This window comes from Pseudidiomarina marina, from assembly GCF_003987045.1.
Lineage (GTDB): Bacteria > Pseudomonadota > Gammaproteobacteria > Enterobacterales > Alteromonadaceae > Pseudidiomarina > Pseudidiomarina marina.
On the sequence record NZ_PIPZ01000001.1, the window covers coordinates 420,670 to 444,749 of the forward strand.

Below are 24,080 nucleotides of genomic sequence, written 5' to 3' on the forward strand. Positions count from 1 at the left end.
AGACATCATGTTTACTGGAATTGTACAAACTCAGGCGACGGTTGCCCAGTTACACGATCGCGACAACTTTCGCCAACTCACTGTCGAAGTTTCACCAGAGTTTCTGCATAACGTAGCGCTAGGCGCAAGTATTGCGATTAACGGTTGTTGTTTAACCGTAGTGGCATTTACTGAAACCACTGTGAGTTTTGACATTATTGATGAAACCTTACGGTTAACTAACATTGGCAGATTAGCGGTGGGTGATAAAGTCAATTTTGAGCGCTCATTAAAAGTTGGCGATGAAATGGGTGGTCATTATGTATCGGGTCATATTCATTGCACCGGCGCCATTGTGAAACGTGAGCGCAGCACCGATAATCTGGCATTGTGGATTGAGTTTCCTGAATCGTTCAAGGCCTATGTATTGGCGAAAGGCTTTATTAGTGTCAACGGTGCAAGTTTAACGGTCGGGCAAGTCGAAAGTAACCGTTTTAGCTTACATTTGATTCCAGAAACACTGCGTTTAACCAATTTGGAACATGCTGACATCGTCAATCTTGAATTCGATCAGCAAACCATGACCATTGTTGAAACCGTTGAACGAGTGTTAAATCAACGCGGCGTTATGTAACGAGGTAGAACGGTGTGGAAAACAACGAACATATTATTAAGTTGCAGTTACGCACCGTCGAACAACTGTTCAACTCGTTTGATCCATCGCCGTTTGTTGGACGCGATCTAGATCCTGCTGCCGAGGAGTTCATCTTAGGATGGGCGCAAGAACATCCCCGTCATGGTTCATTTAAGCTACAAATTACAGTGACCGAAGTTGCCGATATTGAACGCGCTCAATCGCGAGTTAGTGACGCGGTACGAAGTTACTTTACTGCAAGTGTCGCGCGTTCAGGTCAAGAGTTCAGCCGCCTGATGCGCCGCGGACGATTCAGTTTACTGGTCGGTGTTATCTTCTTGATTATCTGCTTTGGCGCAAGTGATGCGCTTCAGCACTATTTTCCACACTCGAAGCCATTGGATTTTGTATCTGAAGGACTTCTCATCGTGTGTTGGGTCGCGATGTGGCAGCCGTTACAAATATTTTTGTACGAATGGTGGCCGCTCTTTCGCCACAAACAATTACTTCAGCGGTTAGCTGCTATGCGTGTTGAAGTGGTTCAACGTTAATAGAAATTCTCGTCGTCGCTGGCGACGCGGACAAATATTTTGTCGTTAACTTCGTCGAGTTTCACTAACAAGTGAATGTCGGCGCCGCAGGCGCGGCATTCATCTTGATAATCTTGATCGCCCGCTGAGGCGTCAATACTCACGTGAACGTGATGCCCGCAGTAGGGGCAGCGTAAGCCGGCGTCATACAGTTTGTCGGCGTTCATGAATACCTCCAAGTGCTATTCAGTAACTACCTTTGAGTATGGCTTAGAATTGAAATTTTGCTTGGAAGTTCACTCGAATTTAACCCAATTTGGCGTAGGCAAAACCTAACTTATTGAATTCCAAATAATAGTGCGATGCCACCTACAGCAATAAGTGCACCGACAATGCTGCGCGCTGATAATGGCTGGCCTCGCAGCCACTGAATAGGAATGAGCCATAGTGGCGCGGTGGCAAGCAAGGTTTGTGCCAGGCCTGGGTTGATGTAGGCAATCGCGGTCTGCTGCAGCCAAATGGCTAAGAAGGTGCCCATGACAATTGCCACGAGCAGCCATGGAATAGAAGTATGGCGCAGCGCTGAGCGGGTGGATTGAATCAAGCTGGGTTTGAGTAGCAGTAAAGCAATGGTCAACGCGAAAGTGCCGGCGAGCAATCGCAGCAACGCCGCATTTAACGGACTCATTTCAAATTCTTGTAAGGCATGAAACGACATGACGAGGCCCAAGGCCTGACAGAGTGCGGCACCGACACCTGCGGCAATGCCACTCATATTCAGTTGCACGCGCTCGGCACTTTTCGGCTTCTCGCTGATGACCACAAAAATACCGCTAATAATCACCAAAGCAGCAACCACTTCGAACCAGCGCATACCTTGTGCCAACAGTATCCATGCAAGCAATGCGGCAAATGGTGGCGCAAGATATTCAAGTAGCATGGTGTGCCAAGGGCCCAAGCGTCGCAAAGCAGCGAAATACAGGGTATCACCTAGAGTTATACCGATAACGCCGCTCGCAAGTAGCAGGTAAGTCGCGAGGTTACCTTCAATCGCTAATAACTGACCGGTAAACCAACCAGCCAGCACCAATAGTGGACAAGCGACGATGCCTTTCACCAGATTCAGTTGGGCAGCCGACAAATAACTGCCAGCTTGGCTATATAAAAGGGTCGCCAGCGCCCAAAATAACGCAGCGGTTAATGCGGCCAGAGGGCCAATGATTGTGGCGGTTAGGGTTTCCATGGCGGGCATCATACGCTATAGTGTGGCCTTTCAAAATAACAAGTGACACTTGGTAGGTGCCACCACTGTAAAAAGGACAGAAAATAATGCCTGTAGTAACGCTCCCCGACGGAAGTAAACGTTCATTCGACAAGCCTGTTTCTATTCTCGACGTTGCCCAAGATATTGGCCCTGGTTTAGCCAAAGCGACTGTGGCCGGGCGTATAAATGGTGAATTAGCTGATGCTTGTGACTTAATTACCGATGACGCGACCGTTCAGATCATTACGCCAAAAGACGACGATGGTATTCATATTATTCGTCACAGCTGTGCGCATTTGCTAGGCCATGCCCTGAAGCAAATGTTCCCAGATGCAAAAATGGCGATTGGTCCGGTTATCGATAACGGTTTTTATTATGACGTCGATATGGAGCACACGTTAACTGCAGATGATTTGCAAGCGCTCGAAAAGCGTATGCTTGAGCTGGCAAAAACTGAATACGACGTGGTGAAAAAGAAGGTGAGCTGGGCCGAAGCCCGTGAAACGTTCGTGAGCCGCCATGAGCCGTATAAAATTGAAATTTTAGATGATGATATTAGTCGCGATGATCGTCCGGGTTTGTATCATCACGAAGAATACGTCGACATGTGTCGTGGTCCGCACGTACCCAATATGCGTTTTTGCCAACACTTCAAAATTATGAAGGTGGCAGGTGCCTACTGGCGTGGTAAATCTGACAACAAAATGTTGCAGCGTATTTATGGCACCGCGTGGGCTGATAAGAAGCAATTGAAAGCGTATTTGCAGCGCTTAGAAGAAGCGGAAAAACGCGACCACCGTAAAATTGGTAAAACCCAAGACTTGTTCCATTGGCAAGAAGAAGCACCAGGTATGGTGTTCTGGCATAACAATGGTTGGACAGTGTTCCTTGAGCTTGAGCGTTTTATTCGTGAAAAGTTACGCGAGTATCAGTATCAGGAAGTAAAAGGTCCGTTGATGATGGACCGCGTGTTGTGGGAGCGTTCTGGCCACTGGGAGAAGTTCTCAGAGCTGATGTTTACCACCGCATCAGAAAACCGTGAATATGCGATTAAACCGATGAACTGCCCAGGTCACGTGCAGATTTTCAATCAAGGGCTAAAATCTTACCGTGATTTGCCACTGCGTATGGCTGAGTTCGGTTCGTGTCACCGGAATGAGCCATCAGGCGCATTGCACGGCTTGATGCGTGTACGTGGTTTTACCCAAGATGATGCGCATATTTTCTGTACCGATGCACAAGTGCAAGAAGAAGTGAGTGGCTGTATTAAGATGGTGTACGAAACCTATAAAACGTTTGGTTTCGACAACATCGTGGTCAAGCTATCAACGCGTCCAGAAAAGCGCTTGGGCGACGACGCCACTTGGGATCACGCCGAACAAGCGTTAGCCGATGCCCTGAAGAGTAACGGCATTGAGTTTGAGTACTTGCCGGGTGAGGGCGCGTTCTATGGTCCGAAAATTGAATTTACCCTGCATGACTGTCTAGGTCGTGCTTGGCAGTGCGGTACTGTGCAACTCGACTTCGCGTTACCAGGTCGATTAGGCGCGACTTATGTGGGCGAAGATAACGAGCGTCACACACCGGTGATGATTCACCGTGCCATTTTGGGCTCACTTGAGCGCTTTATGGGAATTATCATTGAAGAATATGCGGGATATTTCCCGACTTGGTTGGCACCAACGCAGGTTGTGGTGATGAATATTACCGATAATCAGCGCGATTATGCCATCAAAACAGTAAAAGAATTGAATAAACTTGGATTTAGAGCCATTGCTGACTTGAGAAATGAGAAAATAGGCTTTAAAATCCGCGAGCACACTCTAAAACGTGTTCCATACTTATTGGTTGTCGGCGATAAAGAAGTCGAAAACCAGGCGGTTGCGGTGCGTACTCGTCGTGGTGAAGACCATGGTGTTAAAGGGCTACAGCAGTTTATTGCTGAGCTCAGCGACGAAGTAAACAGCCGCAAAATTAGTTAATTGACTGGAGGAATGACCCATTAAAGGCGGAAAAAGAACTCAGAAAGCTGGTGACAAAAATCGGATCAACGAAGAAATTCGCGTCAATGAAGTACGACTCATTGGTGTTGAAGGTGAACAGATTGGCGTCGTAGGTATTCAAGAAGCTCTTACTGCAGCCGAAGAGGCTGGTGTTGATCTGGTGGAAATTAGCCCAAATGCGGAGCCACCAGTTTGTCGTCTGATGGATTATGGTAAGTTCCTCTACGAGAAAGCTAAGAACGCGAAAGAGCAAAAGAAAAACCAGAAACAGATCCAGGTGAAGGAAGTTAAATTCCGTCCTGGAACTGACGAGGGCGATTATCAGGTAAAACTGCGCAACCTGACTCGCTTTCTGGAGGGAGGTGACAAAACGAAAGTCACTATCCGTTTCCGTGGCCGGGAAATGGCACATCAAGAGTTGGGTATCGAACTGCTAGAGCGCATTAAGAATGACCTAGCCGAAATTTCAACTTGCGAATCGTTCCCAAGACGTGCTGAGGGTCGCCAGATGATTATGGTTCTGGCCCCTGCTAAGAAGTAACTGTGGTACACAAGTAGGGCGGTTTTTTACTTGAACAAGTAAGAACCAAACTCACCCTGTTACACTTTTAATTAACAATGCGGAGTAATTTTCATGCCGAAAATGAAATCCAAGAAAGGCGCATCGAAGCGCTTTAAGAAAACCGCTTCAGGCGGCTTCAAATGTAAACAGTCTCATTTGCGTCACATCCTGACCAAAAAGAGCTCAAAGCGGAAGCGTCACCTACGTGCGAAGAGCATGGTGCACGAGTCTGATGTTGGCTTAGTTCAGCGTATGTTACCATTCGCGTAAGGGAAGGAGATAGCAAATGGCACGAGTAAAACGTGGTGTGATCGCGCGTGCGCGTCACAAGAAAGTCCTGAAGCAGGCGAAAGGTTATTATGGTGCTCGTTCACGCGTTTATCGCGTAGCGAAGCAAGCTGTTATCAAAGCAGGTCAGTACGCATACCGCGACCGCCGTGCGAAGAAACGTCAATTCCGTCAATTGTGGATTGTTCGTATCAACGCTGCAGCGCGTCAAAACGGTTTGTCATACAGCCGCTTTATCAATGGCTTGAAAAAAGCATCTGTAGAAATCGATCGTAAAATCCTTGCTGACATCGCAGTTCACGACCAAAACGGTTTTGCTGCCTTGGTAGAGAAAGCGAAAGGCTCTCTGTAAGCAGGTTGAAAAGTTGAAAAAGGGAGCGTAACTGCTCCCTTTTTTTGTGCTTTTTCGGTATCATTGAGCACTTTATTTAGTTTTGAAAAATCATCGTGAAACCGCACGGGTCATAACTGAGGACGATCATGGCGTTATCTGACATTGTTGCTGCCGCTGAAGCAGCCGTTGCACACGCAACGACCCCGCAAGAACTCGACGCTGTTCGAGTGGAATATATGGGTAAAAAAGGCCAATTAACTGAGCAGTTGAAAAGCTTAGGCAAGCTAAGCCCAGAAGAGCGTCCTGCGGCAGGACAAGCCATTAACGAAGCCAAACAACGTGTGCAAGAGTTAATCAACGCACGTAACAACGAATTAAAACAAGCTGAGCTCGCGCAAAAACTTGCCGCCGAGCGCATTGATGTGAGCTTGCCAGGCCGTCGTGCTCAGCTTGGTGGCTTTCACCCAGTCACGAAAACCATTCAGCGCATTGAAGCGTTTTTTGGTGATTTAGGTTTTCGTACGGTGGAAGGCCCTGAAGTGGAAGATGACTTCCATAACTTTGATGCGTTGAATATTCCAGCGAATCATCCAGCGCGTGCTGATCACGATACGTTCTATTTCACGCCAACCACCATGTTACGTACGCAAACCTCAGGCGTTCAAATTCGTACCATGGAGCAAGAGCAACCACCATTGCGAATTATTTCGCCTGGTCGCGTGTATCGGAATGACTACGATCAAACACATACGCCAATGTTCCATCAGGTAGAAGGTTTGATGGTAGACACTGACGTGAGTTTCACGCAGTTAAAGGGTATTTTAGAAGACTTTTTAGTGAACTTCTTTGAAGAAGAGCTCGAAGTACGTTTCCGTCCATCGTACTTCCCGTTTACTGAGCCTTCAGCAGAGGTTGATGTACGCCGTAAAGATTGCAAATGGCTTGAAGTACTTGGTTGTGGCATGGTTCACCCAAGTGTTTTACAAGCGGTTGGTATTGATAGTGAAAAATACACGGGCTTTGCCTTCGGTATGGGCGTTGAGCGTTTGACTATGCTCCGCTATGGCGTCAATGACTTGCGCGCATTTTTCGAAAATGACGTGCGTTTCTTGAAACAATTCAACTAATTAGCCGGGTAAGCAGATGAAATTTAGTGAACAGTGGTTACGTACCTGGGTGAATCCTGCGCTAGATAGCGTGGCGTTATCTGAACAGTTAAGTATGGCCGGCCTTGAAGTGGACGGCATTGAGCCAGTGGCAGAAGTGTTCTCCGGCGTGGTTGTAGGCGAAGTTGTGAAATGCTGGCAGCATCCAGATGCCGATAAGCTGCAAGTGACGGAAGTAAACGTTGGCGCTGATGAGTTGGCGACAATTGTTTGCGGTGCACCAAACTGCCGTCAGGGCCTGAAAGTTGCTGTAGCAACCGTTGGCGCTGTATTACCAGGTGATTTCAAAATTAAGAAGGCGAAACTGCGCGGTCAGCCGTCACACGGTATGTTGTGCTCGAGCTCAGAGTTAGGGCTGAGCGACGATCATGACGGTATTATTGAATTGCCGCTCGATGCACCGATAGGCATGGATTATCGCGAGTATTTAGAGCTCAACGATGTGGTTTTGGACGTTGATTTAACGCCAAACCGTGCCGATTGTTTAGGTTTACGTGGTATTGCGCGTGAAGTTGGCGTATTGAATCGTCTAGAAGTCACTGAGCCAGAAATTAAAGCTGTTCCGGCGGCTCATGACGAGGAGCGTGCGGTAGTACTTGATGCACCAGCGGCATGTCCGCGTTATTTAGGCCGTGTGGTTCGTAACGTTAATGTCAGTGCGAGCTCACCGTTGTGGTTGCAAGAACGCTTGCGTCGCAGCGGTGTTCGTAGCATTGACCCTGTGGTTGATATTACCAACTATGTGCTACTCGAGTTGGGTCACCCAATGCATGCCTTCGATAACGATAAGTTAGCAGGCGCTGTGCATGTGCGTATGGCGAAGCCAGAAGAAAAACTGACGTTACTTGATGGTAACGAAGTGACCTTGCAAAACGATGTATTAGTCATTGCCGATGAGCAAAAACCACTCGCGATGGCCGGTATTTTCGGCGGCGAAGGCAGCGGTGTGACTGAAAACACCACAAACGTGTTTTTAGAGAGTGCGTTCTTTAGCCCCGATGCGATTGCTGGTCGCGCCCGTCGTTTCGGTTTGCATACGGACGCTTCGCATCGCTATGAGCGTGGTGTTGACCCAGAACTGCAACGTACCGCGATGGAACGTGCAACGGCACTATTACTCGAGATTTGTGGCGGCGAAGCTGGCCCAATTGTTGAGGCCGTCAGTGTTGCGCATTTACCTGAAGCGGCGCATGTCACCTTGCATGCAGAGCGTTTAGAGCGTGTGCTTGGTATTCGCATTGCCACCGAAGAAGTCACTGAAATTCTGCAGCGTCTCGGGTTCGTGGTTATCACCACCGATTCTGGTTGGAATGTGACAGTACCAACATTCCGATTCGATATCAGTATTGAAGAAGATTTGATTGAAGAAGTAGCCCGTATCTATGGTTATCACCGCATTCAAGCGGCGGCGCCAGCGGCGCAATTGCGAATGATTCCACGCCAAGAAGCCCAGTTAAGCGCAGGCGGTATGAAGCGCACGTTGATTGATCGTGGTTATCAAGAAGCGATTACCTACAGCTTCGTTGACCCAAAACATCAAGCCATGTTATTTGATGAAACCGCCGCTTTAACGTTGCCATTCCCAATTTCGGTTGAGATGTCGTCGATGCGCGTTAGCTTATGGCCGGGTTTGATTGGGGCTGTGGCACACAACCAAAAACGCCAACAACAAAGCTTAGCGTTCTGTGAAACCGGATTGCGCTTCTTGCCTGATGAGAAAGCCGAGAATGGCGTTGTACAACAGCCCATGGTCGCCGGCATCCGTGCGGGTAAAGCCTATCCAGAACATTGGAGTGACGGTGAACGTGCAGTCGATTTTTACGACATCAAAGGCGATGTTGAGGCACTGCTCGCGTTAACTGGCGCTGCGCATGCGTTTCGTTTTGTTGCCGATCAACACCCAGCGTTGCACCCAGGCCAATCGGCTGCGATTTTCCGTGGCGAGAAACGTGTTGGTTATGTGGGCGCGGTGCACCCGCAGTTTGAGAAGAAGCTCGGCTTAAATGGTCGTACCTTCGTGTTTGAACTAGAACTCGATGCGATTGCTAAGCGCACAGTGCCGCAAGCACAGCCGATTTCGAAATACCCATCGATTCGTCGTGATTTAGCCATTGTGGTAAAAGATTCAATTGCAGCGGGTGAAATTTTCGCAGCAATTGAAAATATTGGCGTAAATCATTTAGTTGACCTAAACTTATTCGATGTATATCAAGGGGCTGGGGTAGCTGAAGGGCATCGCAGTTTAGCACTGTCGTTGACATTGCAGCATCCTGAGCGCACTCTTGAAGACAATGAAATCAATACAGCCGTGAAAGCGGTTGTTGAGATGCTAACATCTGAATTCGGGGCAACCCTAAGGGAGTAAGCTATGGCGCTGACCAAAGCAGAAATGGCCGAGCATTTGTTTGAAAAATTTGGTTTAAACAAACGTGATGCTAAAGACCTGGTCGAGAACTTCTTTGAGGAAATTAGACGAGCGTTGGAAAGTGGGGAAGAGGTGAAATTATCAGGTTTTGGTAATTTCGAGCTACGCACTAAAAATCAACGACCGGGACGGAACCCGAAAACCGGTGAAGATATTCCTATTTCTGCACGACGGGTGGTGACATTCCGTCCTGGTCAGAAGCTAAAACAACGCGTTAGTACTGCCAAAAAGTAAATGTACTCGCGTCATGAAACACGACATAAAAAAGGCCGCTATTGAAGCGGCCTTTTTGTATCTGCTTGTTTTATTTAAAAAACAGACTACTAAACGGATTCAATAATCGACTTAAACCTGTTGTGAAATGCAACGGCCCATCAAGCGCCGCAATGGTCAAACAGTCGTGATCTTGGGTTGCCGGTGAATGCTTGTGATGCTCATCAAGTAACATGAAGTCACCATCACGATACTCATTATGCTCATCATTAAACACACCATTCACCACTAAGGTTGCTTCGTTGCCTTTGTGGGTATGCTCTGGCAAGGAAGCATGCTCACCCATGTAAATGAAGTTAAGCATCTCTTCGCCACCCACGCGTACTGGTGCGCGCCAAAGTTTACCTGGTAAGCGGCTCCACTCGCCAATGCGGTGCGAGTTGCGTGCTAACGTCGGCGGCAGTGCAAAGCGTTGTCCCTCGAGATAGAGACTGTCGTTTGCAGCCGGCGCGGCAGAGCCCGCAGGCGATTGTGAATTGAAAATTGCCTGTAACATGGCTTGCTCATCGAACCCGTGAACAATACTAGCCGTTTCCGTTTCACCAAATAACTTCGTGGCCATATGTTGCTCAATATCTTGCACATGAGCTTGGCACTTCGGACACATATCCACGTGGGTTCCAACCATCATCAACATGGCAGGGCTGAGTTCGCCAGCGGCATAAAGCACTAAGTGCTGTTCTGAAGGGTGGAATTTAATCATCGTGCTGTATCAACTCTTTCAATTTCTGTAATGCTAAACGGGTGCGTGATTTAACCGTACCCAACGGAATTTCAAGGGCGTCGGCAACTTCTTGCTGCGACTTGCCTTCGATGTAAATAAGTTCAATCACGGTCCGTTGTGCTTTCGGTAATTGCTCACAATACACAGCCAACTGCTGCATAAGTAAATCATTATCGAGTGCGTAATCATCATCGAGTGAGTCGTTTGTTTCGGCTAATACCGGCCACAAATCGTCCGCACTCAAATCATTTTGGCGATACTTATTTTTACGTAACAAATCAAAACGAATGTTACGCGCAATGGTAAATATCCAAGTAGCGGCTGAGCCTCGGTCAGGTTTGAACAAGTGGGCTTTGTGCCAAACATTGGTCATGGTTTCCTGAACCAAGTCCATGGCGGTTTGCTCGTTACCAAATTGGCGGGTAGCGTAGGCCTGCAAACGCGGCGCAAAATAACGAAATAATTCGCTAAATGCAGCTCGTGATTGTTCAGCAGCTATCTTCGCAAGTAATTCGGCAGCGTGCTCGGGATTATCCGGCTGCGCAGAAGACATAGTGTTCCGTTTAGTTATTCTATGAGTTGCTGTCTGCATAGTAGTTTATACCCACCAGGATATTCAACATATTGTCTGAGTTTTACGCAGTTATTTTGCGACTGGATCACAATCGTGTTCAAAATTTATCCTGCGGCTTGTTGTTCGTTGTCTTGCTTACTCTCGATGACCAGATCACGTAAAAAGGTCAATGCCGCATCAGCGGTCGGCGCTTGCAGCAATTCTTGTTTGGTTTGCGCGCTTACTGGCACTAACTCGAGCCAACGTAAGCACACCCAATCAGCCCGTTGCAGTTGCTCGTTGTTATACGCTACGGCCAACTCAGGATAGGTATTGTAAATTTCCACGAGTTGCTCAGCTAAAAATTTATCGGCCGCGCTCAAAGCCTGGGATGGCCATGCGCTGACATCATCGGTATGACCAACACGAAGGCCATCGTCTTGAACCTGGATATCCGCAATTCTAAATAAATATTGGCCAGCTACCGTAATTCCGAGTAACCCGTCGGGCAGTTGTTCAAAATCGATAATGGTTGCGGCAGTGCCAATCGGATGAATGTGCGTATTCAAATCGCGATCACCATTTTCATTTAACATGCACATTCCAATGGGGCGGCATGACGTGCCGTTACAGGCTTCTTTGACCATCCGAATGTAACGAGGCTCAAAAATGCGCAATCGCATGGTACCGCCAGGTAACACGTGCCCCGACAACGGAAATAAAGGCATTGTTTGTTGCGCTTGAGTCATTATTGCTAACCTCTTAGATGACAGTTAACGCAATTACGCACGATTTTTTGTTTTGGATTAATTCGGGTGAACTTTTGTAGCTATTTTTCGTAATTTTCGTCAGGCTAGAATGAAAGTCACAACCAAGGAGTGTCACGGTGACAATAAAAGTTGGTATCAGTGCCTGCTTATTGGGCGACCAAGTGCGATTTGATGGTGGCCATAAGCGATCTGATTTTTGTGCTAACGAGCTACAGCGGCATGTTGAGTTCGTTAAGTTATGTCCGGAAGTTGGTATTGGCATGCCAGTGCCGCGTCCTACCATTCGTTTAGAGCAACACGACCACGGAGTGCGTGCGGTTGTTCCGAAAACAGGTGAGGATGTTACCGAAAAACTGAGTCACTTTGCGGATAAAGCGCAACCGCATTTAAAACAGCTCAGTGGCTATGTTCTGTGTGCCAAATCGCCAAGTTGTGGCATGGAGCGGGTGAAGCTTTATGATCCGGACACGGGCTATGCGCGCAAAGAAGCGGAAGGTATTTTCGTGAAACGCCTACGCGAATTACATCCCGCATTACCGTTGGAAGAAGACGGCCGATTAAACGATGCGCCATTGCGTGAGAATTTTGTCATGCGCGTGTTTGTTTATCATGCGTGGCAACAATTACCACAGCCGCTGCGCAAAGCTGATTTGCTGAATTTCCACACCGAATTGAAGTTATTGTTACTGGCGCACAACCAAGCGGAGTATCGTCGCTTAGGCCGATTAGTGGCTGATCAACAAAATATCGATGCGAGTTTTGCGAAGCAGTATATTGAAGCCATTATGACGGCGTTAGGTAAGCCGGCGACACGCGCCAATCACACCAACGTATTGCAGCATATTCAGGGCTATTTCGGTCAATACCTCAGCAAAGAACAAAAGGCTGAGCTCAGTGCCTTGATTATGGATTATCACGACGGCGTGCAGCCACTATTAGCGCCGCTGACGTTGTTACGTCATTATCTGCGTGAATATCCGAATGACTATTTGCAGGGACAGCGGTATTTAAATCCGTACCCAGCAGATTTAAAGTTGAGGTACGCGTTGTGAGTTACGCTGGGGTGTGGTTTCGTGGCGATGTACGCTTAGCTGCCAACCCAGCGGTGGCGGCAGCAAGTAAGGTTAATGGCGCCGAACGTGCCGTTCCTGCGCTGTTACTGTTGAGCCCAGAACAAATGCGTGAGCATGATTGGGCGCCGATAAAGTGGGATTTATTGCGTCAACACTTACAGGAGTTTGTGAAGGATGCGGCGGAACATGGTATTGCCTTGTCGATCGAGGTGATTGATTCGTGGGCGAAAGCGGCAAAAGCGGTCAAGCGTTTTGCCCAAGAACATGAGCTGACTGAACTACATTTTAATGCCGAATATCCTGTGCATGAGCAGCGCCGTGATCGAGCGGTGAAAGCTGTGTTAGAAGACCATAACGTGGCCGTGCACCAACACCACGGTAGCTTGGTGGTGCCGCCAATTATTACCACGCAAGCAGGGAGCATGTATCAGAAATTCACGCCATTTGCGAAAGCGTGGCGAGAGTACCTGACGGATAAAGGGCTTCCACCTCTAACTACCTTACCAAAGCGCCAGTCTGTTCCGGTGGCAGCCATTCCGGAAATCGATTATCCGCAGCGCGATTCGAGCGCCTGGGAAGTTGGCGAGACCGCCGCTCGCGAAGCGTTGCATCGTTATCTCGACGAGAACGTTGATAGTTATGCCGCTGAGCGCGACATGCCAGGCTTAGATACAACCTCGAGACTGTCGCCGTATTGGGAGCTTGGTATTTTATCGCCATGGCAAGCGATTCATTTGCTGGCACAACAAAGCCCGAACTTTCCCGCTGGGTTAGACAAGGGCGCTGATACTTGGTTAAACGAGCTGATATGGCGCGAGTTTTATTTGCACTTAATGCAGCATGTGCCACGCTTAAGTTATGGCAAGGCGTTTTTGAAGCATACCGCTGCCATGCAATGGCGCAATAATGAAGCCGAATTTGATGCGTGGTGTCGCGGTGAAACAGGGTATCCGATTGTTGATGCTGGTATGCGTCAACTCGCTTCTGAAGGTTGGATGCATAATCGCGTACGCATGATAGTGGCGCATTTTTTAGTGAAAGACCTCATGATAGATTGGCGCTGGGGTGAACGATTTTTTATGCAACATCTCATCGATGGCAGTTTTGCTGCGAACAATGGTGGCTGGCAGTGGAGTGCTTCAACAGGTACAGATGCAGCGCCTTACTTTCGGGTATTTAATCCAACCTTACAAAGCGAAAAAGTTGATCCCGACGGTAGCTATATTCGTAAATGGGTCAAACAATTAAACGATTGTCCGGCCAAACAAATCCATGCGCCGGCTGCATGGTTAAAACAACGTGGTCGAGATGATTATCCGGCTCCTATTGTGAATCACAAACAAGCAAGGGAGCGTTTTCTATCAGCTTTTAAGGCTTTATGAACACGGAACAACGGGGGAATCATGACTAGTGTGGCAGATATCGTTGAACAGCTTGAACGGCTTTATGACGACTTAAATGAAGATAGTATTGCTGCACTTGATACGTTGTATTGCAACGACGTGACCTTTGTCGACCCAATTCATCATGTGCAGGGTTTAGATAACCTTAAAACCTACTTCCGTAACACCATCAAGGGCATCGAATACTGCCACTTTGCTTTTGCGGAGCGAGCAAGGCAGGGCGATGACGTGTTTGTGAGTTGGCAGATGCGCTTGAAGCATCCTAAGTTAGCTCAAGGGCGCGAGATTGTCGTTCCTGGTACCAGTCATTTGAAACTTGAGAACGATAAAATTTTATCGCAAACCGACTATTACGACGCCGGCGCGATGTTGTATGAACACATTCCAGTGATTGGCTATGTGATTGATAAGATTAAAACGCGGGTGAAATCATCATGAATATTTTGATCACAGGTGCTACCTCAGGCATCGGCAAACAAGTGGCCATGGATTACGCTAGCGAAGGACATACCGTTATTGCCTGCGGCCGAAACACCGACGTACTGGCTGAATTAGAGCAACGTTTCCCAAACAATATTGCGGCGCAACGCTTAGATGTAAGCGATGCCGATCAAACTCAGCAAGCACTTGCTGTTTATACCGACGTTGACTTGGTCATTCTGTCTGCCGGGGTATGTGAATATGTTGATATTGACCGCTTCGAGGCAGCGATGTTCGAGCGTGTGTTTGAAGTCAACGTGTTTGGCATGATGCGTTGTGTTGAGGCGTTGTTGCCGAATTTGAAAGCCGGTAGCAAGTTAGTGTTCGTTGGCAGTACGGCGCGTCTACTGCCATTTACTCGTGCTGAAGCCTATGGTGGTTCAAAGGCCGCCATTCAATACATTGCGCGCAGCTTGCAAGTCGATCTCGAACCGAAAGGCATTCAAGTGCTTACCGTATCGCCTGGCTTTGTTGAAACGCCAATGACTGATGCTAATGATTTCGAGATGCCGATGCGCGTGTCAGTTGAATTTGCCTCTGATCGAATCCGTAAAGGAATTCGTAAAGGAACCACGGATATAACCTTTCCAACGGTGTTTGGTTGGTTTTTGAAATTAATGTCGCGCTTACCGCAATCTTGGCAGGTGGCGTTGTCTAAGCGAATGGCTTAACCAGAAACCAGCGAGAACGCCCAACGACGTTTTCTCACGGAGAAGTAGTTGCATGAAGATTGCCATTATCGGCTCAGGTATTGCGGGCCTCACCTCGGCCTATTTGTTGCACAAGCAACATGATGTTCAAGTATTTGAAAAAAATGATTATATTGGTGGGCACACCCATACGGTATCGGTCAACGTTCATGGCGAAAATTACGCGGTCGATACTGGGTTTATCGTTTTTAATGATCGTACTTATCCTTATTTTCGTGCGCTCATGCGCGAACTGAATGTGGCTTGGCAAGATACCGAAATGAGTTTTAGTGTGCGCGATCCAGACACTGGATTAGAGTACAACGGCCACAACCTCAATACCTTGTTTGCGCAACGTAAAAACCTATTTTCACCAAAATTTTATCGACTCATTAACGGTATTTTACGCTTTAACAAAGCAGCCAAAGCAGCATACGAACGTGGCGAGAACCTTGATGAACTCACGCTTGGTGAGTTTTTACAGCAACAGAACATTTCGCACGAAGTAAGCGAACTTTACTTGTTACCAATGGTTGCCGCGATATGGAGCGCCAGCTTAAAAGAAGCTGAAGCTTTTCCACTCGGTTTTTTCTTACGGTTTTTCTCCAATCACGGTTTGTTAAATGTCGCGGATAGACCGCAATGGCACACCATTATTGGAGGCTCAAGTGCCTACATTAAGCCGCTCACGGCTGGTTTTGCCGATAACATCACGCTTAACGCGACGATTGTTGCGGTACATCGTGAATTACCTGAACGCGCAAGTGCTATTACCCTCGAATTTGCCGATGGCAGCATGCAAGATTTCGATGAAGTGGTGTTCGCGTGCCATAGTGATGAAGCTCTTGCTTTGTTGGCGCAACCAACTGAGGCTGAACAACACGTTCTCGGCAATATTCCATACCAAATGAACGAGGTGGTGTTGCATACCGATGTACGTTTGTTGCCGCGCAGTAAACGTGCTTGGGCGAGTTGGAATTACTTATTACACAACGATGACGATGCACGCACTCGACCAAGCTCGGTGAGCTATAATATGAATATCTTGCAGCGCATTGAAGCGCCGGAGGTATTCTGCGTGACCCTAAATAACACGTCGGCTATTCAACCAGCGAAAATCTTGGGAACTTACCATTACGCCCATCCAGTATATAGCGTGGCATCGATGCAAGCGCGGGCACAACGCGAGCGTATTTGCGGGCATCATCATTGCCACTTCACGGGCGCTTACTGGTATAACGGTTTTCACGAAGATGGCGTGCGCAGTGCAGTTGATGTGGCTAGACGCTTAGGAATTGACTGGGATGTTAACTAGCGCGATTTTAAAAGGGCACGTGCATCACGCACGGTACCGCCCCACACAACATGCATTTAGTTATAGCATTGCGCAGTGGTGGCTTGCCCTTGATGAACTTGACCAAGTTGCCGCACAAAGTCGGTGGTTTTCTGCTCGGGGCTTTGCGCCGTTATGGTTTCGGCGCAAGGATTACCTACGTGGCAGCCAAGGCGATTTAGCGCAAGCTGTGCGCGATAAGCTTGCCCAGCTAACTGGGCATGAAATAAAAGGCCGGGTGTTTTTTCTCGGCGCCGTACGCACGTTTGGTTTATATTTTAGCCCCTTGAACTGTTACTTCGTGCAACCTGAAGGCCAAACCGATTACAGCTACATGCTAGCTGAAGTCAGTAATACACCATGGAACGAACGTCACTATTATGCGCTGGATTTATCGCAGGCTTTAGTGCATGACAAAGCTTTCCATGTATCGCCGTTTAATCCAATCGATATGCGCTACCACTGGCAACTGATTCCGCCGCAGCCTACGCCGGGGCACCACGCTATGGTGCATCTCGATGTGCATGCGAAAAAGCGCGACTTTAGTGCCACAGTAAAATTAACGCGTGTTGAATTGAACTCGAAATCCATTCGTAACGTATTACTAAGGTATCCAATTAATACGTTGGGCACAGTGAGTGCCATCTATTGGCAGGCGTTACGGTTGTGGTTGAAGGGCACACCAGTGTACACACATCCCAACACCGATAAGTCTAAATAAGGGTTTGTTCTAATGTACAAAGAGAATGCATTGACGGTTATGCAGAACGATTTAGGTAGTATCGATAAAGTATTACGAAAGACCGTGTTGAGCTTGCTTGGCCGGTTAACCGAAGGCTATTTAGTGGTGAAAGAGCGTGGTCAAGTCGTTGGCCGTTTCGGCTCTGAAAAAAACACACTAAAAGCCGAAATTGATATTCAGAAACCTGATTTCTATCGTCGCTTTTTATTCGGTGGCAGCATTGGCGCGGCCGAATTGTTTATGGATGAAAGTTGGACGACCCCTAATTTAACCCATGTTATTCAGGTGTTTGCGCGCAATTTGCCGGCTCTCGATGCGGCTGAAGCCAAACTCAGTTGGATTTTGTTGCCAATTCAAAAATTTCAGCACTGGCGTCGTAACAATAGCAAACGCCAAGCGAAAGAGAATATTTCAGCGCACTATGATTTAGGGAATGATTTATATCAGGCGTTTTTAGACCCAGCGTTACAGTATTCAAGTGCGGTGTATCCAGATAAAGATGCAACCCTTGCCGAAGCGCAGCAGCATAAACTGAAGCGCTTGTGCGACAGTCTTGAGTTAACGGCCGCTGATCATTTGCTTGAAATTGGAACCGGTTGGGGTGGTCTTGCGGTATTTGCAGCGAAAAATTATGGCTGCAAAGTAACGACTACGACGATTTCAGAAGAGCAGTTTAGTTATACAAAGGAACTCATTGAGCGCGAGGGCCTTGGCCATTTGATAACGCTACTCAAAGAAGATTACCGCGATCTAACCGGTACTTACGACAAATTGGTATCGGTGGAGATGATTGAAGCGGTTGGTCGTAAATATATGCCAACTTTCTTCAAAACCTGTAATCGATTACTAAAGCCAAATGGCAAGATGGCGTTGCAGGCGATTACCATTGCCGATCAGCGCATGAAGAGTTACGCCAACTCTGTTGATTTTATTCAAAAATATATCTTCCCGGGTGGCTTTTTGCCGTCATTAACGATGATGGTGGAAATGTTTACCGAGCAAACCGACATGGTCATTCGTCACATTGATGATATTGGTTATGACTACGCGCAAACCTTGGCTGATTGGCGTGTGCAATTTAACCATGCCCATCCACAATTGATGCAACATGGTTACGATGAGCGTTTTGGTCGAATGTGGAACTATTATTTGTGCTATTGCGAAGGTGGTTTCCGTGAGCGCACCGTATCGGCGGTGCAACTTGTGGCAACCAAACCACAGTGTCGTTAAATGAGAAATCGCGCCAGGTCGCTCGTACCTGGCTGCCTAAACTGGCCGGACTGTTTCTATTTGATTTAGTCTGGCTCAGCGCTGTTGCAGGTCGCGCCGATTGGTTGATCACAACCGTCATCTTAGTGGCACTTCAAGTGGTTTTAGCCATCCGGAGTAGCGAGTTTAATTGGACACTCTATATTATTCTTGTGCTGTTAGGTTTAGCGCTCGAGGCGACTGTGGTTGCTGTTGGTATTCTTACCTTTAGTGGCGGTTTTTTACCTGTTTGGCTTATCTTACTCTGGCTTGGCTTTGTCGGCATGCTTATGAATACGCTTAGCGGCTTAGCTGGGCGGCCGTTATGGGGGGCTTTACTCGGCATCGCCTCTGGACCTTTAACCTACGCGATTGGTATACGCTTGGGTGCTGCTGAACTTAATTCACCTGAGTGGCAGCTGTGGGTAATCTATGCGGCGCTGTGGGCCGTATATATGGTGATATTTGCTTGGTTAATGCCGCGTTTTGTGAAAACCGCGAGCTAACCAACGAGGAGGTACATCATGACCAAGTTATTTGCTTATTTACGAAACGGGCTATTTGTTTCTTCGGCATTCGTTATGGGTGGATTTAGTTCGCCCGCACTCGCATCGCAATGCTCAGTTGATGCTTTTGAGACGTTACAAAAAGTAGGCGAAACCCGTCTCAGTGTTTGGTTCTGGGATGTTTATGATGCCGAGTTGCGTACCGACACGGGCTCACTAGACAGCGCCGAACAGCGCGCGTTGCAGTTGAGCTACCTGCGCGATATCAAAGCTAACGACTTAGTTGATACGACGGCCGAAGAATGGGAGCGTCTGGGTATCACGATGAGTGATGAACACCAGCAGTGGCTCGATGACCTGCGTGACATGTGGCCCAATGTGAAAGAGGGCGATTGTATTACTTTGCTTGAAACTGAGCAGGGGCATGCCAAATTTTTCGGACCTTCAGGCGAACTCGGAGAAATTAATTCAGCGCAGTTCACTGACGACTTCCTCGCTATCTGGCTTGATAAAAACTCTCGCTTTAAAAAAGAGCGTGACGAATTAATAGGAGTGCAATGATGAAATTTCTAAAGATGCTGGCGGCGGCGAGTGCACTCAGCTTGTTGGTTGGTTGCTCCGCGAATATTGAAGATTACCAAGGCGAAGAACCGCAGTTAAAACTTGAAGAGTTCTTTGATGGCGAATTAGTTGCTTACGGAATGGTGCAAGATTATAGCGGTAAAGTGATTCAGCGTTTTCGCGCTGACTTAAAGGGCACGTGGGATGGCAACGAAGGAGTGCTAGACGAGCAATTCTATTATGCCGATGGTAGTGAGCAAGAGCGTATTTGGTACATTACAAAAACTGGTGAAAACAGCTACGAAGGACGGGCTAGTGACGTTGAAGGTGTTGCTGAGGGCACAACCGCAGGTAACGTCTTAAATTGGAGCTATACACTGATTATTGAGCGCGATGGCGAGCCATTTTCAGTAAAACTTGATGATTGGCTGTACTTGGTTGATGAAGATAATATGATCAATCGTACGCAAATGTATAAGTTCGGCCTGCCCGTTGGCGAAATCACGCTGTACATCGGTAAGAAATAAATGCAATAAAAAAGGGACGATATCGTCCCTTTTTTGTGTGCGTTAACAATTAATCGTAGCCACGAGGAAGGCGTGATAACGTGCTGTCTTGCTCAAGTCGTTGGCGCCATAATTCCTTCGCTGTCAAACCGCCTTTCGCAGATTTCGCAACTTTAGCACCCTTTGTATCAGACTTGGCAGCTGCTTTTGGTGCTGCTTTTGTTGTCGCTTTTTTAGCGGGTGCGGCTTTCTTCGCTGGTTCCGCTTTTTTCTCAGTCTTTTTCTCAGCTTTTGCCGCTGGTTTTTTCGCGGCGCCACCGGCTAAGCTTTCAGCTTCTTCGGCAAGTTGTGCAAGACGTACATTTTTACCGCCATCAACGCTGTACCAGCCGCCTTTTGCTTCAATTTTTGGTTTTTTACCGTGAGCTTGCTGGTATGCTGCAGTAAAATCAGCAAGCACTTGGTCTTTATCAAGTTTGCTCATGGATACTATCCTATAGCGTTATCATGTGTGTGTGTTTCATTTTTATACCGTTTTTTAAGCATATTGTCTAATGTCTGACTTAATTGTCCAAAATATATGCTAAAAACACACCGTATCATCAAATTTTCAGCAGAAACGAGGACATTGTGCAACGTTCCGAGCTTCAGAATTATCTCAGTGAATTATTACAAATCGATCGTATTCGTGATTATTGTCCGAATGGGTTGCAAATTGAAGGTCGCCAAGACATCCGCAAAATTGTCACTGGTGTGACCGCTAGCCAAGCATTGATTGATGCCGCTATAGAACAGGGCGCGGATACCATTTTGGTGCACCATGGCTATTTTTGGAAAAGTGAGCCCGCGGTGATTACCGGAATGAAGAAGCGTCGTATTCAGGCGTTGTTGCAAGCCGATATCAATCTGTTTGGTTATCATTTGCCGCTGGATGTGCACCCAGAGTTTGGTAATAACGCACAGTTGGCAGAATTATTTGGCTGGCCGCAACCTCAACCACTGTTGAGTGTGGATCCAGAAGGCGTCGTAATGGGCTGCACTTTACCGCAGCCGATAACTTCCGAAGAGCTTGGCGAGCATATCGGTCGTTGTTTACAGCGTCCGTTAACTGTACGGATCGACTGTGACCAGCCGATTTCTCGAATTGCGTGGTGTACCGGCGGTGGTCAGGGATATATCGATCATGCCGCTGCGGCCGGTTTTGATGCTTTTTTAAGTGGCGAAATATCTGAGCAAACCACACACAGTGCGCAAGAGCAGGGCCTGGCTTATTTTGCCGCGGGGCACCACGCTACTGAGCGTTATGGTATTCGCGCGTTGGGCGAGCATTTAGCCGAGAAATTTGGCTTAGTTCATGTGTTCATTGATATTGAGAACCCTGCGTAATGGCCAAACGTGATCAAAGCTTTGAGGGCATCACGCAAAAATTTTCGCGCAATATCTATGCCACCAACAAAGGTAGGTTGCGTCTTGCAGTGCTCGAACGTGATTTGCAAGCCTGGTTACCGCAACCAGGCAACGCCGCGAAATTACGGGTGTTGGATGTTGGCGGTGGGTTAGGTCAACTGTCGATGTTGTTTGCGCAAGCGGGCTGTGAGGTGACGCACACAGATATTTCCGCCGAGATAGTCGGTGAAGCACAGGCACTGCACGAGCAGCATGGGTTGGCGCAGCATTACACCTATCATGTAGCGCCGTTACAGGGCTTGCCTGAGCTTCTACAGCAGCGCTATGACATTGTGCTCTGTCATGCTGTATTAGAGTGGTTGGTTGACCCACAACAAGCGCTTGTCACATTAAAGCAATTAATGCATGCCAACGGGCGTTTATCGTTGATGTTTTACAACCGCGACGCCAAGATTCTTGCGAATATAATTTTTGGCAACTTCGATTATGTGCAAGCTGATTTAACCGTGAAAAAGACCGTACGAATGAGCCCGCAACAGCCAATTAATCCGAATGACATGCGCCAATGGCTCGAGGCATTGCAGTTAAAAGTGACGCAACGCACTGGCGTGCGCTGCTTTCATGATTACTTGCGAAACCGCGATGATCAGAAACGTTTTGATGAATTGCTCGCCCTCGAACTTCGGTATAACCAACAATCACCGTTCGTTGATATCGGTCGTTATTTACATTGGCAAATTGAACATGCCTGAACGCCCGAACTCTGAACGAACGGAAGCTAAACGCAAGGTTGTCATTTACTACAATCAACTGAGCCAACGTGCGCGGCGATTGGCTAATCGCTATCAGACATTTTTTGTGAGTGGTGCATGTGACGTGACCTTATTACCAAGCTCAGCTAGTTCAGTACGCGATCAAACACAATTGATGCAGGTGAGCGAGCGCGCTCAAGAATGCGTGGTGATAGGTGGTGATGGTAGCATTAATATTGTAGTGAATGCGCTGATTCAAGCTGAGCGGCACCGGCAGGTAGCTCTGACGGTGATACCAGTTGGCACTGGCAATGACTTTGCTCGAGATCACAACTTGAAGCACTGGAACTGGCGCATGAAGGCGGAGTTCGCAACGCAAGTTGAAGCGGTTGGCTATGTGCAATCGAATGACCAAAGTCGCTATTTCGTTAACCACGTCGGAACAGGCTTAAGCGTTGACCTCATGCGCCTACAGCCGCATTGGTTAAAGCAAAGTGCAGGGCATTTAAGTTACCTGATTGCGCTGGCCCGTTATCTGTTCGGCTCAATGACAAGCCGTTCGCGCGTACGCCGCGGCAATTATTGGGATGACGGTCAATTTGTGGCGTTAGGTCGCTATATTGGCGGTGGCTTTTTAGTCCATCCACAGGCCGATAGACGCAATGCCATGCTAGCACGCATTCGGGTGCCGAAAATGCCGCGCTGGCGACAAGTCAAAGCCTTACTGAACGTTCTTAGAGGGCGTATTGAAACCACGGCGAGTATCGACTTTGAACGTGGCAATAAATTTCAACTTGGCGATACGGAGCATGTTCTTGAACTCGATGGTGATATTTACTTTCAAGGACCTGCAACGGTGTCTATCGCAACCGTTACTATTTTAGTGTCAGTACCATATTTTGAGATAACGAAAGGGGATAATTCATGAGTAGCAGCTGTGCATTTATTGGTTTAGGCGTGATGGGCTATCCGATGGCGGGACACCTGCAACAAGGTGGCTTTACCACCAAGGTGTATAATCGAACCACAGCGAAGGCGCAAAAATGGGCACAAACCTATCACGGTGAATTTGCCGAGACGCCCGCAGCAGCCGCTGAAGGAGCTGAATTTGTGATGTTATGCGTTGGCAACGACGACGATGTTCGGAGTGTGGTTTATGGTGACAACGGTGTTTTGGCTACGATGAAGCAAGGAAGTGTTCTCATTGATCACACCACAGCCTCGGCTGAACTTGCCAAAGAACTTGCTCAAGCGTGTCATGAACGCGGTGTTGGCTTTTTAGATGCCCCCGTTTCGGGTGGGCAGCAGGGCGCCGAAAACGGCGTGTTAACAGCTATGATTGGTGGCGACAAAGAAGCGTTTGACCGAGTTAATCAAGCGCTCACCTGCTACGCCAAAACTCGGGAATATATGGGCCCAGCAGGTCACGGTCAGTTGGCCAAAATGGTGAATCAGATTTGTATTGCTGGGGTAGTTCAAGGTTTATCAGAAGGCCTGCAGCTAGCGCGCAAAGTTGGTTTAGACCCTGACACTTTAATCAATGCGATCAGCCAAGGTGCGGCTGGCTCATGGCAAATGAAGAATCGTTATAAAACCATGTGGGAACAACATTATGAGCATGGTTTTGCGGTTGATTGGATGCGTAAAGATTTGAAAATTGCGCTCAGTGAAGCGGAACGTCAGGGCTTAAGCATGCCATTGACGGCATTAGTTGATCAATTTTACGCTGAAGTACAGAAAATGGGTGGCTCTCGTTGGGATACATCGAGTTTATTGGCGCGCCTCGAAAAATAATTGCTATTAACCCAATTGATATCAGCCAATAAAAAACCCCAGCCAAAAGCTGGGGTTTTCTTTAAGCCTGAGGCTCATGCT

The 24,080-nt window shown here is 47.8% G+C and carries 29 protein-coding genes; 23 read left to right on the forward strand and 6 right to left on the reverse strand.

Going from position 1 to position 24,080, the window contains the following annotated elements; genetic code table 11:
- Nucleotides 1-7: 7 nt before the first annotated feature.
- Nucleotides 8-613: a riboflavin synthase subunit alpha gene (locus CWI76_RS01985; RefSeq protein ID WP_126758695.1), complete on the forward strand. Its 606-nt coding sequence runs from the start codon at nucleotides 8-10 to the stop codon at nucleotides 611-613.
- Nucleotides 614-627: 14 nt separating this feature from the next.
- Nucleotides 628-1,164 carry a hypothetical protein gene (locus CWI76_RS01990; protein WP_126758696.1) on the forward strand — a complete coding sequence of 179 codons (537 nt, stop codon included), beginning with the start codon at nucleotides 628-630 and terminating at the stop codon, nucleotides 1,162-1,164.
- Here CWI76_RS01990 and CWI76_RS01995 read toward each other — a convergent pair.
- Nucleotides 1,161-1,370, reverse strand: a complete 210-nt coding sequence (locus tag CWI76_RS01995; protein WP_092854729.1) for a CPXCG motif-containing cysteine-rich protein — start codon at nucleotides 1,368-1,370, stop codon at nucleotides 1,161-1,163. The genes CWI76_RS01990 and CWI76_RS01995 overlap by 4 nt on opposite strands.
- 110 nt (nucleotides 1,371-1,480) lie before the next feature.
- Nucleotides 1,481-2,386 (reverse strand): DMT family transporter, encoded by a 906-nt coding sequence (locus CWI76_RS02000; protein ID WP_126758697.1) that lies wholly within the window; start codon nucleotides 2,384-2,386, stop codon nucleotides 1,481-1,483.
- An 86-nt stretch (nucleotides 2,387-2,472) separates the two neighbouring features.
- Between CWI76_RS02000 and thrS the strand changes: the two genes are divergently transcribed.
- The 7 genes from thrS to CWI76_RS02035 all read left to right on the forward strand — a co-directional run bounded on the left by thrS (nucleotide 2,473) and on the right by CWI76_RS02035 (nucleotide 9,419).
- Nucleotides 2,473-4,389 (forward strand): threonine--tRNA ligase, encoded by a 1,917-nt coding sequence (gene thrS / locus CWI76_RS02005; protein WP_126758698.1) that lies wholly within the window; start codon nucleotides 2,473-2,475, stop codon nucleotides 4,387-4,389.
- A 19-nt stretch (nucleotides 4,390-4,408) separates the two neighbouring features.
- Nucleotides 4,409-4,951, forward strand: a complete 543-nt coding sequence (gene infC / locus CWI76_RS02010; protein WP_126758699.1) for a translation initiation factor IF-3 — start codon at nucleotides 4,409-4,411, stop codon at nucleotides 4,949-4,951.
- A 93-nt stretch (nucleotides 4,952-5,044) separates the two neighbouring features.
- Nucleotides 5,045-5,242 carry a 50S ribosomal protein L35 gene (rpmI, locus tag CWI76_RS02015; RefSeq protein WP_034729724.1) on the forward strand — a complete coding sequence of 66 codons (198 nt, stop codon included), beginning with the start codon at nucleotides 5,045-5,047 and terminating at the stop codon, nucleotides 5,240-5,242.
- Between the two features lie 16 nt (nucleotides 5,243-5,258).
- Nucleotides 5,259-5,612 (forward strand): 50S ribosomal protein L20, encoded by a 354-nt coding sequence (gene rplT, locus CWI76_RS02020; RefSeq protein ID WP_055437818.1) that lies wholly within the window; start codon nucleotides 5,259-5,261, stop codon nucleotides 5,610-5,612.
- 128 nt (nucleotides 5,613-5,740) lie between these two features.
- Entirely contained in the window at nucleotides 5,741-6,721 is a 981-nt protein-coding gene (gene pheS, locus CWI76_RS02025; protein ID WP_126758700.1) for a phenylalanine--tRNA ligase subunit alpha, read from the forward strand.
- Between the two features lie 16 nt (nucleotides 6,722-6,737).
- Nucleotides 6,738-9,125, forward strand: coding sequence for a phenylalanine--tRNA ligase subunit beta (gene pheT, locus CWI76_RS02030; protein ID WP_126758701.1), 2,388 nt, complete (start codon nucleotides 6,738-6,740; stop codon nucleotides 9,123-9,125).
- Nucleotides 9,126-9,128: 3 nt separating this feature from the next.
- Nucleotides 9,129-9,419 (forward strand): integration host factor subunit alpha, encoded by a 291-nt coding sequence (locus CWI76_RS02035; RefSeq protein WP_126758702.1) that lies wholly within the window; start codon nucleotides 9,129-9,131, stop codon nucleotides 9,417-9,419.
- A 70-nt stretch (nucleotides 9,420-9,489) separates the two neighbouring features.
- Here the strand turns inward: CWI76_RS02035 and CWI76_RS02040 are convergent, their stop codons facing one another.
- The 3 genes from CWI76_RS02040 to CWI76_RS02050 all read right to left on the reverse strand — a co-directional run bounded on the left by CWI76_RS02040 (nucleotide 9,490) and on the right by CWI76_RS02050 (nucleotide 11,484).
- Nucleotides 9,490-10,161 (reverse strand): ChrR family anti-sigma-E factor, encoded by a 672-nt coding sequence (locus tag CWI76_RS02040; RefSeq protein WP_126758703.1) that lies wholly within the window; start codon nucleotides 10,159-10,161, stop codon nucleotides 9,490-9,492.
- The gene (locus tag CWI76_RS02045; RefSeq protein WP_241967930.1) at nucleotides 10,154-10,735 is read right to left on the reverse strand and encodes a sigma-70 family RNA polymerase sigma factor; all 582 of its coding nucleotides are present in this window, start codon (nucleotides 10,733-10,735) and stop codon (nucleotides 10,154-10,156) included. Before CWI76_RS02045 ends, CWI76_RS02040 begins: the two co-directional genes overlap by 8 nt.
- A gap of 125 nt (nucleotides 10,736-10,860) precedes the next feature.
- Entirely contained in the window at nucleotides 10,861-11,484 is a 624-nt protein-coding gene (locus CWI76_RS02050; RefSeq protein ID WP_126758705.1) for an LON peptidase substrate-binding domain-containing protein, read from the reverse strand.
- Nucleotides 11,485-11,621: 137 nt separating this feature from the next.
- On the opposite strand from CWI76_RS02050, the gene CWI76_RS02055 reads away from it, so the two are divergent.
- The 10 genes from CWI76_RS02055 to CWI76_RS02100 are packed head-to-tail and all read left to right on the forward strand — an operon-like array spanning nucleotide 11,622 to nucleotide 20,067.
- Complete coding sequence (locus CWI76_RS02055) at nucleotides 11,622-12,557, forward strand: YbgA family protein (RefSeq protein ID WP_126758706.1); 936 nt, start codon at nucleotides 11,622-11,624, stop codon at nucleotides 12,555-12,557.
- Entirely contained in the window at nucleotides 12,554-13,960 is a 1,407-nt protein-coding gene (gene phrB / locus CWI76_RS02060; protein WP_126758707.1) for a deoxyribodipyrimidine photo-lyase, read from the forward strand. The genes CWI76_RS02055 and phrB overlap by 4 nt, the downstream gene beginning before the upstream one ends.
- A gap of 21 nt (nucleotides 13,961-13,981) precedes the next feature.
- A complete protein-coding gene (locus CWI76_RS02065; RefSeq protein ID WP_126758708.1) occupies nucleotides 13,982-14,419 on the forward strand; it encodes a nuclear transport factor 2 family protein in 438 nt (145 codons plus the stop codon).
- Nucleotides 14,416-15,132 (forward strand): SDR family NAD(P)-dependent oxidoreductase, encoded by a 717-nt coding sequence (locus tag CWI76_RS02070; RefSeq protein ID WP_126758709.1) that lies wholly within the window; start codon nucleotides 14,416-14,418, stop codon nucleotides 15,130-15,132. The genes CWI76_RS02065 and CWI76_RS02070 overlap by 4 nt, the downstream gene beginning before the upstream one ends.
- Nucleotides 15,133-15,184: 52 nt before the next feature.
- Nucleotides 15,185-16,465, forward strand: a complete 1,281-nt coding sequence (locus CWI76_RS02075) for an NAD(P)/FAD-dependent oxidoreductase (protein WP_126758710.1) — start codon at nucleotides 15,185-15,187, stop codon at nucleotides 16,463-16,465.
- Nucleotides 16,455-17,204, forward strand: a complete 750-nt coding sequence (locus CWI76_RS02080; protein WP_126758711.1) for a DUF1365 domain-containing protein — start codon at nucleotides 16,455-16,457, stop codon at nucleotides 17,202-17,204. Before CWI76_RS02075 ends, CWI76_RS02080 begins: the two co-directional genes overlap by 11 nt.
- 12 nt (nucleotides 17,205-17,216) lie before the next feature.
- Complete coding sequence (locus CWI76_RS02085) at nucleotides 17,217-18,455, forward strand: SAM-dependent methyltransferase (protein WP_126758712.1); 1,239 nt, start codon at nucleotides 17,217-17,219, stop codon at nucleotides 18,453-18,455.
- Nucleotides 18,446-18,979, forward strand: coding sequence for a DUF2878 domain-containing protein (locus CWI76_RS02090; protein WP_157980794.1), 534 nt, complete (start codon nucleotides 18,446-18,448; stop codon nucleotides 18,977-18,979). Before CWI76_RS02085 ends, CWI76_RS02090 begins: the two co-directional genes overlap by 10 nt.
- 18 nt (nucleotides 18,980-18,997) lie before the next feature.
- On the forward strand, nucleotides 18,998-19,540 hold the full coding sequence (locus CWI76_RS02095) for a chalcone isomerase family protein (RefSeq protein WP_241967931.1): 543 nt from the start codon (nucleotides 18,998-19,000) through the stop codon (nucleotides 19,538-19,540).
- Nucleotides 19,537-20,067, forward strand: coding sequence for a DUF3833 domain-containing protein (locus tag CWI76_RS02100; protein ID WP_241967932.1), 531 nt, complete (start codon nucleotides 19,537-19,539; stop codon nucleotides 20,065-20,067). The genes CWI76_RS02095 and CWI76_RS02100 overlap by 4 nt, the downstream gene beginning before the upstream one ends.
- A 49-nt stretch (nucleotides 20,068-20,116) precedes the next feature.
- Here the strand turns inward: CWI76_RS02100 and CWI76_RS02105 are convergent, their stop codons facing one another.
- On the reverse strand, nucleotides 20,117-20,530 hold the full coding sequence (locus CWI76_RS02105; RefSeq protein WP_126758714.1) for a hypothetical protein: 414 nt from the start codon (nucleotides 20,528-20,530) through the stop codon (nucleotides 20,117-20,119).
- A gap of 146 nt (nucleotides 20,531-20,676) precedes the next feature.
- Here CWI76_RS02105 and CWI76_RS02110 point away from each other — a divergent pair, with 146 nt between their 5' ends.
- From CWI76_RS02110 to CWI76_RS02125, 4 genes are read left to right on the forward strand one after another with little or no spacing between them, the layout of a single operon-like run.
- Nucleotides 20,677-21,432 carry a Nif3-like dinuclear metal center hexameric protein gene (locus tag CWI76_RS02110; RefSeq protein ID WP_126758715.1) on the forward strand — a complete coding sequence of 252 codons (756 nt, stop codon included), beginning with the start codon at nucleotides 20,677-20,679 and terminating at the stop codon, nucleotides 21,430-21,432.
- On the forward strand, nucleotides 21,432-22,205 hold the full coding sequence (locus tag CWI76_RS02115) for a methyltransferase (protein WP_126758716.1): 774 nt from the start codon (nucleotides 21,432-21,434) through the stop codon (nucleotides 22,203-22,205). Before CWI76_RS02110 ends, CWI76_RS02115 begins: the two co-directional genes overlap by 1 nt.
- Entirely contained in the window at nucleotides 22,198-23,133 is a 936-nt protein-coding gene (locus CWI76_RS02120; protein WP_157980795.1) for a diacylglycerol/lipid kinase family protein, read from the forward strand. The genes CWI76_RS02115 and CWI76_RS02120 overlap by 8 nt, the downstream gene beginning before the upstream one ends.
- The gene (locus CWI76_RS02125) at nucleotides 23,130-23,999 is read left to right on the forward strand and encodes an NAD(P)-dependent oxidoreductase (RefSeq protein WP_126758718.1); all 870 of its coding nucleotides are present in this window, start codon (nucleotides 23,130-23,132) and stop codon (nucleotides 23,997-23,999) included. The genes CWI76_RS02120 and CWI76_RS02125 overlap by 4 nt, the downstream gene beginning before the upstream one ends.
- The last annotated feature ends 81 nt before the right edge of the window (nucleotides 24,000-24,080 follow it).